This is a genomic window from Streptomyces sp. S07_1.15 (assembly GCF_020739505.1).
GTDB lineage: Bacteria > Actinomycetota > Actinomycetes > Streptomycetales > Streptomycetaceae > Streptomyces > Streptomyces xinghaiensis.
Map to the genome: position 1 here is coordinate 23,103 of NZ_JAJBZK010000001.1, position 12,534 is coordinate 35,636.

General features: G+C 74.2%; 10 protein-coding genes. 3 read left to right on the plus strand and 7 right to left on the minus strand.

Going from position 1 to position 12,534, the window contains the following annotated elements; translation table 11 throughout:
- Positions 1-145 precede the first annotated feature (145 nt).
- The 6 genes from LIX60_RS00085 to LIX60_RS00115 form a co-directional block, all read right to left on the minus strand.
- Positions 146-520, minus strand: coding sequence for a hypothetical protein (locus LIX60_RS00085; RefSeq protein ID WP_227956605.1), 375 nt, complete (start codon positions 518-520; stop codon positions 146-148).
- Positions 517-3,033, minus strand: coding sequence for a nitric-oxide reductase large subunit (locus tag LIX60_RS00090; protein WP_227956606.1), 2,517 nt, complete (start codon positions 3,031-3,033; stop codon positions 517-519). The genes LIX60_RS00085 and LIX60_RS00090 overlap by 4 nt, the downstream gene beginning before the upstream one ends.
- Positions 3,034-3,309: 276 nt before the next feature.
- Positions 3,310-4,764 (minus strand): FAD-binding oxidoreductase, encoded by a 1,455-nt coding sequence (locus tag LIX60_RS31340; RefSeq protein ID WP_265584771.1) that lies wholly within the window; start codon positions 4,762-4,764, stop codon positions 3,310-3,312.
- Positions 4,765-4,848: 84 nt separating this feature from the next.
- Positions 4,849-5,679 (minus strand): SAM-dependent methyltransferase, encoded by an 831-nt coding sequence (locus LIX60_RS00105; RefSeq protein ID WP_227956607.1) that lies wholly within the window; start codon positions 5,677-5,679, stop codon positions 4,849-4,851.
- A 66-nt stretch (positions 5,680-5,745) separates the two neighbouring features.
- The gene (locus tag LIX60_RS00110) at positions 5,746-5,976 is read right to left on the minus strand and encodes a DUF397 domain-containing protein (protein ID WP_019708414.1); all 231 of its coding nucleotides are present in this window, start codon (positions 5,974-5,976) and stop codon (positions 5,746-5,748) included.
- A gap of 3 nt (positions 5,977-5,979) precedes the next feature.
- On the minus strand, positions 5,980-6,846 hold the full coding sequence (locus LIX60_RS00115; RefSeq protein WP_227956608.1) for a helix-turn-helix transcriptional regulator: 867 nt from the start codon (positions 6,844-6,846) through the stop codon (positions 5,980-5,982).
- 217 nt (positions 6,847-7,063) lie between these two features.
- On the opposite strand from LIX60_RS00115, the gene LIX60_RS00120 reads away from it, so the two are divergent.
- Positions 7,064-8,056 carry a pyridoxal-phosphate dependent enzyme gene (locus tag LIX60_RS00120; protein WP_227956609.1) on the plus strand — a complete coding sequence of 331 codons (993 nt, stop codon included), beginning with the start codon at positions 7,064-7,066 and terminating at the stop codon, positions 8,054-8,056.
- A gap of 9 nt (positions 8,057-8,065) precedes the next feature.
- Here the strand turns inward: LIX60_RS00120 and LIX60_RS00125 are convergent, their stop codons facing one another.
- Entirely contained in the window at positions 8,066-10,342 is a 2,277-nt protein-coding gene (locus LIX60_RS00125) for an endonuclease (RefSeq protein ID WP_227956610.1), read from the minus strand.
- Between the two features lie 468 nt (positions 10,343-10,810).
- Here LIX60_RS00125 and LIX60_RS00130 point away from each other — a divergent pair, with 468 nt between their 5' ends.
- Both LIX60_RS00130 and LIX60_RS00135 read left to right on the plus strand, forming a co-directional pair.
- Positions 10,811-12,169: a S8 family serine peptidase gene (locus tag LIX60_RS00130; RefSeq protein WP_227956611.1), complete on the plus strand. Its 1,359-nt coding sequence runs from the start codon at positions 10,811-10,813 to the stop codon at positions 12,167-12,169.
- The gene (locus tag LIX60_RS00135) at positions 12,166-12,405 is read left to right on the plus strand and encodes a hypothetical protein (RefSeq protein WP_227956612.1); all 240 of its coding nucleotides are present in this window, start codon (positions 12,166-12,168) and stop codon (positions 12,403-12,405) included. Before LIX60_RS00130 ends, LIX60_RS00135 begins: the two co-directional genes overlap by 4 nt.
- Positions 12,406-12,534 lie beyond the last annotated feature (129 nt).

Sequence of the window (12,534 nt, forward strand, 5' to 3'; positions counted from 1 at the left end):
TACAAGTGGCACACGTAGAAACAAGTCCTGCTGTTTCTACCGTTTCCGGGCCGCCCGGACGGCGAGGTGGAGCGGTGCGGGCCCGGAGCCCGCCGGGAGCACCGGCCGGCGTCCCGGCCGGTGCTCCCGCGTCGTCACCCGGGTGTCACTCCGGCGGGGAGAACGGCGCGCGCCGCAGCTTCCGCGCGAGCGAGACCGCCAGCAGCACGTGCGGAAGCGACACCACGGCGAGGAGCGCCGCCTCGGACGGCCGGTGGTGGCGGACGAGCTCCGCGGCGGCCAGGACGACGGCCACCACCGAGATGAACAGGGTCACCACCCGGTGGAAGCGCCCCACCTCCGAGTGCGGCCAGTCGTCCGGGGCCGCGGGCTCGGGCGCCTCCGGCACCGCGCGGCGGTAGCCGGCGAACACCCGGGACGCCCAGGCGCTGGTCGTCTGGCGTCCGTAGACCTCCAGCCCCGCGGCGACCGCCAGGAGGACCAGGACGTATCCGGCGGCGAAGAGCGCCTCCCCGCTCACGGGGCCACCGGTCCCGGCGCCGGGCGGCCGCCGGTGTCCCCGGCCTCGTCCCGCGATCCCTCCGCGGCGTCCGCGCGCTCCACCGACTCCGGTCCGGGCGCGCCCGCCTGCGCCGGGACCCGCGCCGGGTCCGGCCGCTCCGTGGTACCCGCCGTGTCCGCCGGGTCCGGCAGCACCTCGGTGAACAGCAGCGCGGTCTCGGGCGCGTCCGGGTGCCGGGTGCGTCCGGCGCGGTGCCGTACACCGAGCCAGGTCATCCAGAGCACCGGCAGGACGCCGCCGGCCATGAACACCACGTCGCCCGGGAGCCGCAGCCACTCCAGGAACACGTTGGTGTCACCCTGCAGATAGCCGAGGCTGCGCGCGTCGGCGTAGCCGCTCTCCACGACCTCGTAGAGCTGCAGGGCGCCGGCGGGCAGCAGCGTGGCGAAGGACATCCAGGCGAGGCCGAGGTTGAGGGACCAGAACGCCATCCGCGGCCAGCGGTCCGACCAGTGCTTCTCCGGGATGAGGTAGCGCAGCGCGAAGACGGCGAAGCCGACGGCCAGCATGCCGTAGACGCCCATCATGGCGGCGTGCGCGTGGTTCGCCGTCAGGCCGGTGCCCATCTCGTAGTAGGAGACGATCGGCAGGTTGATCAGGAAGCCGAAGACCCCGGCGCCGAGGAAGTTCCAGAAGCCCACGGCGGCCAGGAACATGACGGCCCAGCGGTGCGGGAACGGCGTGCCCGACTTGCTCTGCCGCTGCGCCCCGAGCTTCAGGAAGCTCCAGGCCTCGACGGTGAGGAAGAGCAGCGGGACGACCTCCAGGGCGGAGAACGTCGCGCCGAGCGCGAGGTGTTCGGCCGGCTCACCCGAGAAGTACAGGTGGTGCATGGTGCCGATGACGCCGCCCGCGCCGTAGAGCACGATGTCCAGGAAGATGACGGCGAGCGCGACCCGCTCGCGCACCACGCCGAGCAGGACGAAGAGGTAGGCCACCGTGGCGGTGGTGAAGAGCTCCATGAAGTCCTCGACCCACAGGTGCACCACGATGAAGCGCCAGAAGTCGGCGACGACGAAGTCGCTGCGCGGGGTGGCCAGCAGGCCGACGGCGTAGAAGGCGGGGAGGGCGAGCGCGGCCAGCAGGAACAGCCACGGCATGTTCGCGACGCTTTCCCGCTTCAGCCGGCGGTGCAGTCCGCGGTAGAGGATGACCACCCAGATCGTCAGCCCCACCACCAGCAGGGTCTGCCAGAAGCGTCCCAGGTCCAGGTACTCCCAGCCCTGGTTGCCGAAGAGGCTCCAGAGGTCGTCGAACCAGCCGCGCTGGCCGGCGAGTTCACCCAGCAGGCTGCCGACGACCACCACGACCAGGGCGCCGAGCAGGGTCCGCGTGAGCAGCGCCTGCCTGCGGGGCTCCCAGCCCTTGGCGATCAGCGGGATGATGAAGATGCCGATCGCCAGGAAGGAGGTGACGACCCAGAAGATGGAGAGCTGGACATGCCAGGTACGGGTCAGGTTGTAGGGCAGCCACTGGTCGAGCGGGATGCCGAAGAAGCTTTCGAGGTCGGCCCGGTAGTGCTGGGCGGCGGAGCCCAGCAGCGTCTGGACCAGGAACAGCCCGGCCATGACGAAGAAGAACCAGGCGGTGGCGCGCTGGGACGGGGTGAGCCGGACCTGGTCGGGGGCGTGGAAGCGCAGCTCGCGCTGGTCCCGGCCGTGCCAGCCGAGGAAGTTCCAGCGGCCGAAGGCGGCGAACAGGGCACCCGCGCCGACCAGCAGGAAGATCAGCGACAGGACGCTCCAGGTGACCGTGTGGCCGGTGGGCTCGTTGTCGACCAGCGGCTCGGAGGGCCAGTTGTTGGTGTACGAGTAGTCCTCGCCGGGGCGGTCCGCGGCGGCGGTCCACGCCGACCAGCCGAAGTAGGCGGTGACGTCGTGGATGTCGGCGGGGTCGGTGATCGCGTTCGGCCGCAGGCCCTGCTTGCCCTCGGGGCTGCCGAGCAGATCGGCGTAGTGCTCGGTGAGCTCGCCGAAGGCGGCGGCCTGTTCGTCGGTCCAGACGAGGGTGCCCGTCTTCTCGTCGTAGCGGTTGGTCCGGAAGTCCCGGACGGTGCGCTCGGCGGCGTCCGGCGTGCCGGCCCCGCCGTGGGCCTTCCGCACCAGGGTGGCGCTGCGGTGGAGGTAGTCGGCCGTGAAGTCCGGGCCGAGGTAGGCGCCGTGGCCGTAGATCGAGCCGTACTGCATCAGGCCGTTGCTCAGGAACACCTCCTGGCCGCGGCGGACGTCCTCACCGGTGAAGACCGTTTCACCGGCGGAGGTGACGGTGCGCTCGGGGATCGGGGGCCCGGCCTGGTAGGTGCGGATGGCCAGGAATCCCAGGACGAAGAACCCGCCCAGGGTCACGAGGATCGCCGCCTGCACCCAGCCGCGGGCGATCATGCGCCCCCGCTTCCCTGCCGGCTGTTCCGTGCCTCCGCCGTCCGCGGGGTCCGCGGCGGGGGGCGGGCCCGCCGCTTCTGCTGTCGCCATGTGTCCTCCTCGGGAGATCCCGGGCGCGGCAAGCGCCGTGCTTCGGCAAGGAGGATAAACCCAATGCTTTTTGTATTTAACACGGACCGCCGTTTCTAAGCCCCGGGCCGGGGGCGCTGCCCCCGGGCCGCTTCACGTGCCGGGCCACGGGGGTTCTCCGGCGCCTCGCGGCGCGGAGCGGGCGGAGCGGGCGAAGAGCGGCCGGACGCCGCCGGGCAGTCCCCCGCCTGCCGCTGTACCGCGCCCGGACGGTCCGGCGACCCGCTTCCCCGCGCCTCAGCCGCGCGGCCGGATGTTGGCGTTGAGCCGGAAGAGGTTGTCCGGGTCGTACGCCGCCTTGATCCGCGCCAGGCGTTCGTAGTTCCTGCCGTAGCCCTCGCGCATCAGCTGCTCGCCCTCCTCCAGGAAGCCGGGGAAGTTGAGATAGGTGCCGCCGCCGGAGTACGAGCGCAGGTCCGCCACGGTGTCCCGGACCCAGGCCACGTTCGCGGCCGAGTCGTCCGCGGCCGTCCAGTTCCCCTCGACGCCGAACAGATAGGGGGAGCTCCGGTTGGCGAAGGCGGTCTCCTGCTCCCCCACCCGGGCCATCGCGCCGCCCTGGTACCAGATGTCGATGGTCGAGTCCGCCGACGGTGCCGCCGCGGCATGGGCGGTCAGGCGGTCGATCAGCTCGTCACCGAGTCCGTCCGCGTACACGGACTTCCAGTAGTACCGCCGGCCGTCCGGGTACTCCTCGTCGAGGACCGACTGCGCCCCGGTGTAGGGCAGCACGCCGCTGAGGTCGGCGATCGGCTCGGCGATGTCCCGGAACGGCAGCAGGGCGCGCTCCCCCGCCGCCGGGTCGCCGGGGTGGAGGGCCAGCAGCGCCACGAACGGCTGCCCGTACGAACCGGGCGGGAACTCCGGGGCCTCCGGGATCCGTCCGAGGACCCCGATCGGACCGGCCGGGACAGGGGTCTCCGCCAGGCACCGCTCGCAGTCCCGCAGCACCTCCCGGGCCCGGTCCGCGGGGAAGTAGACGTTGCAGAAGTAGACCTCCGGCCCCACGGGGTGCAGCCGGTACTCGAAGGACGCGACGACGCCGAAATTGCCCCCGCCGCCCCGGATCGCCCAGAAGAGGTCCGCGTTCTCCTCCTCGCGGGCGGTCAGGACGCGTCCGTCGGCGGTGACGACCCGTGCCGACAGCAGGTTGTCGCAGCTCAGCCCGTGGGAGCGGCGCAGCCAGCCCATCCCCCCGGACAGCGTCAGCCCGGCGATGCCCGTGGCGGACACCACCCCCAGCGGGGTGGCCAGGCCGTGCCGCTGCGTCGCGCGGTCGACGTCGGCGAGGGTGCAGCCGCCCCCGGCCCGGGCCGTGCGCGCGTCCGGGTCGACGGTGACCTCCGTCATCTCCGACAGGTCGATCACCAGCCCGCCGTCGCAGAGGGCCTGTCCGGCCACGCCGTGACCGCCGCCGCGGACCGCGAGCGGCAGCCCCAGGTCCCGGGCGAAGTCCACCGCGGCGGCCACGTCCTCCTCGCCCCGGCAGCGGGCCACCAGCGCCGGGTGCTTGTCGATCATGCCGTTCCACAGTTCCCGCGCGGGCTCGTAGTCCGGGTCGCCGGGACGGAGCAGCCGTCCCCGCAGCCGGGCGGCGAGCTCGTCCGCACGGGCCCGCGGAACGGCACCGTCCGCCGTGGGCCGGTCCACCGCCGGTGTCCGCCCGCCCCGGTCGCGCTGCTTCCCGCTCATGCCGGAACCTCCTCGGTCTCCAGCATCCGGTCCCGGGGGCCGGGCCGCATCCGGGGCGCTCACCGCGACGGCGCGCCACCGCCGTCAGTCGGTCGGCTTGCGCCCCACCCCGCCGCAGGTCAGCAGACCGGCGATGTCCAGCGGTGCGGTCACCGGCCCGTCGGGCCGCCAGTAGGGCAGGTAGACGAGTCCGGGCTCGACCAGGTCCAGTCCGCCGAAGAAGCCGGCGATCTCCACCAGGCTGCGGAGCTGCCCGGTGCCGAGGGCCTTCATCAGGACCGACTGCAGGCCCCGGGCGGCGGCGGTGGAGGAGGTGAAGTGCGTCAGCGACATGTAGCTGCCGGGCGCGATGGCCTTCTTGTAGGTCTCGACGACGCCCCGCGGATCGTAGGCGTCGACGATGTGGTGGATCACCGCGTGGAGGATCAGCCCGAGCGGGCGCTCCAGGTCGAGGGCCGCGGTGACCTCGGGATGGGTGAGCACCTTGTCCGGTTCGCGGACGTCGGCGTCGACCACGACGGTCCGGTGGTCGTCGGCGAGCAGGGCGCGGCCGTGGGCGTGCACGATCGGGTCGTTGTCGACGTAGACCACCTTCGCCGCCGGGTTCACCGACTGCGCCACCTCGTGGGTGTTCGGCGCCGTGGGCAGGCCCGATCCCAGGTCGAGGAACTGGTCGACGCCCATCCCGGCCAGGTGGCGCACCACGCGCCCGTGCATCGCCCGGTTGAGCCGGGCTCCGGCGCCGCCGTCGGGGAACGCCTCGTTCAGTTCCTCCGCCACGGCGCGGTCCACCGGGTAGTTGTCCTTGCCCCCGAGAATGGCGTCGTAGACCCGGGCGATGCTGGGCCGGGTGGTGTCGATCTCCGGCGGCACGTACTCCGGATTCCGTTGCGTCCAGCTCATGTCGTCCGACATGCGGTGCCCTTTCGTTCACGGCGCCGGTCGACGGCGCGTCGGTCACACCCGCGGAACCGGGTTCGGTCAGGAGGACAGCAACTGCGCCTTGCCGGCCGGCCAGCCCCGGGCGAAGGCCTCGATCTCCGGCAGGGTGAAGAGCAGCGCGGGGCCGTCGGGGTCCTCGGACTGGCGGACGGCGATCCGGCCGTCGCCCAGTTCCAGCGCCTCGACACAGCTTCCGCCGTTGTCGCCGCTCCAGGGCTTGAGCCAGCCGTCCTGCCCGAGTTCCCGGGCTGCGCTGTAGACGCGGTCCATGGTTCAGATCTCCTTGCGCATGGCGTCGAGTGCCGCCGCGGTGCGCCGTACCGGCAGGGCCTGGGCGCCCATCCGGTCCATGACCTCGGCGAAGGCGGAGACGTCGTCGTACTCGTCGAGGTACACGGCGCCGATGAGGTTCTCGAGGTAGACGATGTCCTGCAACTCGGGCTGCGGAAAACGGAAGATGTGGAAGGGGCCGTACATCGCCGGGTGCAGGCCGAGGGCGAACGGCATCAGCTGGAGGGCGATGTTGGGCGCCGCGGAGACCTCGAGGAGGTGCTCGATCTGGGCCCGCATGACCCCGGGCGGGGCGATGGGGCGCCGCAGCACCGTCTCGTCCATGATCACCCAGAGCCGCGGGGCGTCCGGCCGGGTCAGCAGTTTCTGCCGCTCCATGCGGAAGGCGACGCGGCGTTCGGCCTCCTCCTCGGCCCCCCTGCCGAGGCCGGCGCGGAGCACGGTCCGCGCGTACTCCTCGGTCTGCAGCAGGCCGGGGATGAAGTTCGGTTCATAGGCGCGGATGACGCCGGCTTCCTCTTCCAGCGCCACATAGGTCTTGAACCACGGGGGCAGCGCGTCCCGGTAGCGGTGCCACCAGCCGGGCCGGTTGGCGGCCTCGACCAGGGCCAGGAAGTCGTCGATCTCCCGCTGCCCGCTCACGCCGTACTCGGTGAGCAGGTTCCGGACGTACGGGATCTTGAGTCCGACCTCGCCCTTCTCCATCCGGCGGATCGTCAGTTCGCTGACGCCGAGCACTCCGGCGGCGTCCCCGTAGGACTTGCCGGCCGCCGTCCGCAGGTCCTTCAGCCGCTTGCCGAGGATGACCAGGCGGACGGTCGGCGTGCTCATGGAACGGACTCTGGCCATCCGTCACCCCCCTTGCGCTCCGCGCGAGGACGGGCCGCCGCAACGGGAGGGCGGCCGGCGCCTCGCCGCGCCGGATACATCAAGATGAAATTATCAGGATGAGCCTTGCGGGACGAGGGTCTCCGACAGAATGAGGCCCCTCGAACCGGCAACGGCTGTTCGCGCACCCCCCGTTCCACGGTCTTCCCTGCCTGCGGCGACCCGATCGGAGCACCCGGTGACACCCACCGTCCACGACATCGAGGCCACCCTCCCCGTGCTCAGCCTGTTCGCGGGAGGCACCCCGGTCCACCACTGTCCCGAGGTCGACCAGCGCCTGGGGCGGCGGCTGTTCGTCAAACTGGAGAGCCGCCAGCCGGGCGGCTCCTTCAAGGTCCGCGGTCTGATCCGGCTGCTGGCCGGCCTGCCGCAGCACCGGCTGGACCGGGGGGTGATCGGCCGGGGCCGCGCCAACTTCGTCCGCGCCCTGGGCTGGGCCGGCCGGCGCTACGGTGTGCCGGTCACGGCCGTGGTGCCCGACGACGTCCCCGCCTCGCTGGTCCGCGACCTGCTGGCGTGCGGCGCGCGCCCGGTCTTCCATCCGGCCGGCTCGCCGGGGGCGGGCGAGGCGGTGCTGGCCGAGCAGGCCGGCCGGCACCGGCTCACCGTGGTCCGGCCCGGCGGCCGGCACGCCGTCATCGGGGCGGGCACGGTCGCCTGGGAGATGCTGCGCCAAGTGCCCGATCTGGCCACGCTGATCCTGCCGCTCGGCAGCGGTTCCCTCGCCGCGGGCTCGGCCCTGGTCGCCCGCGGCCGCCGGCGCGGCGTCAGGGTCGTCGGGGTGGCGCCGGCGCGGTCCCTCACGGTGAGCAGCGCGCCGCAGCACCGGATCGCCGCGGGCACCGCCGGATCGCGGCAGGCGCGGGCGCTGGACAGCGCCGACCCGGACCCGATGGCCGGAGAGCTCGCGGCCCGGCTCCTCGACGAGCGCGTCACCGTCGCCGACGAGGACATCCGGCGGGCCGTCGGCGTCTACGCCCGGGAGTACCGGCAGACCGCCGAGCCCAGTGGCGCGCTGGCCCTGGCGGCCGTGCTGTCGGGCCGGGTCCGGCCGGCCCCGGGCCCGGTGGGGGTGGTGCTCTCCGGCGGCAACGTCGTGGCGGACACCGGCGGACGGCCGGCTCTCACCACCGGCCGGGAGACCTCTCGGGCGCCGGGGGCGGAGGGCTGAGGCGGCCGCTCAGGCCCAGGCCGCGGAGTAGTCGACGGCGCGGGCCCAGCCCGGGTGGTCGATCAGCGGGTTGCGGTTGCCCTGGATCTCGCCGATGGCGGCGTTGCGGTGCAGTTCCCACTCTCCGGCCGGGTCCGCCTCGTGCCAGGCCAGCAGCAGTTCCAGCCGCCCGGGGGTGAGTTCGCGGGCGGCGTCGCCGACGTAGCCGGGGTAGCGGAGCAGGAAGTACAGGGTGGCCCGGGCGGCCGCGCCCTTGCCCGCGGACGGTTCAAACCCCCGCTCCTGTTCCCGCCGGCCGCAGTCGTGACGCAGGGCCTCGCCGAAGTCCGGGAAGTCGGCGTACGGGAAGTTGCCGCGGAAGCTGTTGCACCCCGTCTCACAGGCGAACAGGTGGTGCAGATCGCCGCGCATGGGCTCGCGGCGCCCGAACCAGGACTGCGGGACGACGTGTTCGCAGTTGTACGGGAGCGCCGCCTCCAGCGCGGCGGACTCGGCCGCCAGCGCGCCCGGCCCGGGGGCGCTCTCGCGGAGCAGGAACTCCTGCCAGCGGGCGGCCCGCGCGGCCTCGGCGGCGGCGTCGGCGCGGATGAACTCCACGGGGTCGAAGCTCTTGCCGGAGTAGAGGCTGCGCAGCCGCCGGTCGGGGTGCAGGTCCACCCAGGGGTAGACCAGCCGCATGGGCTGGTAGGCGGGGCGCCGCAGATGGCTGCTCTCCAGCAACTCCGCGAGCAGGGAACGCAGTTCGGCGGGGGATGCGCCGGACATGGACTCGCGCACGGCGGCGTAGTACGTCTCCCGCGCGATCTCGTCGGCCGCGCGGTCGTAGTACGGGCGGGAGGTTCCGGCCTCCAGGTCGACGAGCGCCGCGCCCAGCCCGGCGGCGGCCGGCGCACGCCCGGCGGCGCGCACCGGGTGAGGGTGCTCCGGGCCGGGGACGGGCGGGGCCCCCGCCGCGGCGGGGGCCGCGGCCGGCGGGACGGCCGCCGGGCCCGCGGCCGGGGCCGTTCCCGGAACGACGGTCAGGTCGAGCCGCAGCGGGACGGTCCACCCGGTGGTGACGCCCGGGGTGCCGGACGGTACGGGGCCCGGGGTGCCGGCGCCCCCGGCCGTCTCCGCCGCCGTCTCCGTCTGCGGCTCCCCCGCCGTCCGCGTCTCCGCCGGCGTCCACGCGGGGGCGGAGGAGGCGGCGGAGGGGAACGGGGGCGCGGCCGGGAAGGGGGCGCCGGCCGGGAGCCGCGTGGTGGCGGCCTCCAGCAGTTCCGCCCGGAGCGCGTCGGGGACGCCGGTCAGTGGCAGGTCCCGCAGCGCCTGCACCACGCGGCTCACGCGGACGCCCTCGTTGGCCTTCCAGGCCAGGTTCTGCTCTCCCGTCTCCGGGGTCCAGCGGGTGCCGTCGAGGGCGAGGTAGTGGCCGTCGCCGTCGGTGAGCGGGACGGCGGAGTGGTGCAGCGCCACCACCTCCCACTGGTCGTTGAAGACCGGCGAGCCCGAGGAACCGGGCGCGGTGTCGGTCTCGTAGTGGACGAACGTCTCCAGCAGGTCCATGACCCTGTTCTCCCGCAGCGCGAGCTGCTTCGGCTCGCCGTTCGGGTGCTGGACGATGTTCACCATCTCGCCGAGGATCGCCTTGCCCTGGGCCTCGTCCAGCGGCAGCATCCCGAACGCCGACAGGGGTTTGCCCTCGGTGGAGCGCGCGGCGACGGCGACCACGGTGAAGTCCAGGTCCCGGTCGGTCGCGAAGAACCGGGAGGGTTCGAGGCAGAAGGCCACCGGGTCCGGCGCGGTTCCGTCCGCGCCCGTCTGGAAGTTGAACTCGACCACGCCCCGCCCGGCCTCCTCCTGGTCGCGCAGGACGTGGTTGTTGGTCAGCAGCAGGGACGGCGACACCAGGAAGCCGGTGCCGTAGTGGGCGCCGCGTCCCCGGACGACCACCCGGCCGACCGACCGGGAGGCCAGCCAGCCCGCTTCGAGGAAGCCGACGTCGATGAGGTCGTTCCGCCCCATGAGCCGCTCCAGGCCCAGCACGCCGGCACCGAAGTGCTCGGGGGCCACCGCACCGTCGAGGCTGGCTCCGGTCGAGGCCAGCGGCGGTGTCCGCTCCATGGCGGCCGCCAGCGACCAGTCGGCCCCGAGCCGCTCCAGGCGCCGGGTGACCCGCGACGGCTCGTCGGTGTGGAGCACGCCGCGGCTGTCGAGTTTCCGGGCCGTCTCGGTCCGTTCCTCCGCACGTCCCGCGTAGCGGGACCCCGCGGCGCTGAGCTGGGACACGTACTCGGCGGTGACCACGGCCGCCTCCTCACCGCCCCGGTGGGGCACATGGCAGGTGATGTCGCCCCCGTTTCACCCGATTGTCCGGCCCCGCGGGCGGTCCCGCCTCCCCGCGGGGCCGCACCGCCACCACGCCGGGGCCCGGCCCCCCACCGGGTCCGGCGGGGAGGGGCACCGGCCGCCCGCCCACCCGCTCCCTCACCCGTATGGAGTAGCCGGGGCGGGTCGCCGTCCCGCTGTGCGGGGCCGGGGCCGCGCCTCCGCGCCCGGCGCGCGGACGGGGCTCCCGGGCCCCGTTTGCACCGGGCGGACGGCGGCGGGACGGTGGAAGGAGCACCGGCCGGGCCGGTGGGGGCCGCCCGTGCCGCACGGCGGCGCGAGGGCGGTACGGGCCGGCGGTACGGGTCCGGCGGCGCCGGTCCGACGGCGTCCCCGGGGCCGGTGCGCACCGACCATCCCTGCCGGGGGGCACGAACCGGAGCAGCCATGAACCACCATGAGACAGCGGGCGGCCGCGGGCACCGCGGCCGGCCGGACCTGGCCGACGCGGGCATCTCCAAGACCGCCGGGGAGTACACCGACCGATTCCTCGTCCTCCTGGCCCCCGGGGCGCAGGAGGAGGGCATGGCGACCCTGCGGTCCCGGGCCGGCACCGAACCGGCGGAGCGGATACGCCCCGACGTGACGGAGAGCACGGCGGAGGTGCTGGAGCAGGCCGGGTCGGTCGTGTTCGAGGACCTCGGGGTCGCGGTCGTCCAGGCCGCGCCCGACCAGCGGCGGGCGGTCATGGAGACCGCCCGGGACGAACCGGCCGTTCTCGCCGTGGAGCGGGAACGGGTGCTCTGGGCCTCGCAGTTGACGGAGTCCCGGGCCGAGACCGTGACGGCCGACTATCTGCGCGGCTACCACGACGGGGTCGAGGAGCTCGTCCAGCACGCGCTGGAGCGCATCGACACCGCGGCCGTCCGGGAGCCCGGGCCCGCCGGCTTCGACGAGTCCCTGGTGACCTGGGGCCTGCAGGCGGCGGGCGTGCCGCGGTCCGCCTTCTCGGGCCAGGGGGTCCGGGTGGCCGTCCTGGACACCGGCGTGGACACCGGCCATCCCGATCTGACCGCGCGCCTGGAGGGGGCGGCCTCCTTCGTCCCCGGCCAGGCCGTGCAGGACGGCCACGGCCACGGCACCCACTGCGTGGGCACCTCCTGCGGGCCGCGGACGCCGGGCGGGGCGCCCCGCTACGGCGTGGCCTGTGAGGCGGAGATCTACGCCGGGAAGGTGCTGGGCGACGGGGGCGGCGGCACCGACACCCAGATCCTGGCGGGCATGAACTGGGCCTTCGGCCAGGGCTGCCGGGTCATCTCCATGTCGCTCGGCTCCCCGGTCGGACCGGGCGAGCGCCCCTCGCGGGTGTACGAGCAGATCGCCCGGCGCCTGATGCGGGCCGGGACCCTGGTCGTCGCGGCGGCGGGCAACGAGAGCGAACGCCCGCACGCCGTCGAGCCCGTCGGGCATCCGGCGAACTGCCCCTCGGTCCTCGGCGTCGGGGCGCTCGACAGCGGGTTCGCGGTCGCGTCGTTCTCCAACGCCGGGCTCAACCCCGACGGCGGCCAGATCGACATCGCCGCTCCCGGTGTGGACGTGCTCTCCTCCTGGCCGCAGGCCCCCGGCCACCGGCGGCTGCGGGGCACCAGCATGGCCACGCCCCATGTGGCCGGCGCCATCGCCCTGTTCGCCGAGGCGGCCCCGGGCGCGTCGGCCGCGGAACTGAAGTCGTTCCTGCTCGCCGGGGCCCGTCGGCTGCCGCTGCCGGCCGTCGACGTGGGAGCGGGACTGCTGCAGGCGCCGTGAGCGCGCCGCGGCCCGTACCCGTCGTCGTGGCGATCGATCCCGGGCGCTTTCCCGAGGTGGTCCGGGCCCTCCGGGAGGCGGGGCTGGAGGTGGTGTCCGAACTGCCGGACCTCGGCTCGCTCACGGGGACGGTCCGTGACGACCGGCTGCCGGGGCTGGAGTCGATCGACGGCGTCGAGGCGGTGGAGCGCGAACGCGGCTACCGGGTCCCGCCCCCGGACTCCCCGGTCCAGTAGCGGCCCGCCGGCCGCCGCGGACCGCGCCCCCGGACCCGCCCGGCCCGGGGGCGGCCCATTTTCTCTGGACCGTTCCGCTCCCCGCTCCCGGGACCTTCGGCCCCCTGGCCCTCTCCGCCGGACTCATAC

What these genes read in the sequence shown, in the direction of transcription:
- LIX60_RS00090 (WP_227956606.1), bottom strand. Translation starts at nt 3,033, where the DNA reads ATGGCGACAGCAGAAGCGGCGGGCCCGCCCCCCGCCGCGGACCCCGCG.
- LIX60_RS31340 (WP_265584771.1), bottom strand. Translation starts at nt 4,764, where the DNA reads ATGAGCGGGAAGCAGCGCGACCGGGGCGGGCGGACACCGGCGGTGGAC.
- LIX60_RS00105 (WP_227956607.1), bottom strand. Translation starts at nt 5,679, where the DNA reads ATGTCGGACGACATGAGCTGGACGCAACGGAATCCGGAGTACGTGCCG.
- LIX60_RS00110 (WP_019708414.1), bottom strand. Translation starts at nt 5,976, where the DNA reads ATGGACCGCGTCTACAGCGCAGCCCGGGAACTCGGGCAGGACGGCTGG.
- LIX60_RS00115 (WP_227956608.1), bottom strand. Translation starts at nt 6,846, where the DNA reads ATGGCCAGAGTCCGTTCCATGAGCACGCCGACCGTCCGCCTGGTCATC.
- LIX60_RS00130 (WP_227956611.1), top strand. Translation starts at nt 10,811, where the DNA reads ATGAACCACCATGAGACAGCGGGCGGCCGCGGGCACCGCGGCCGGCCG.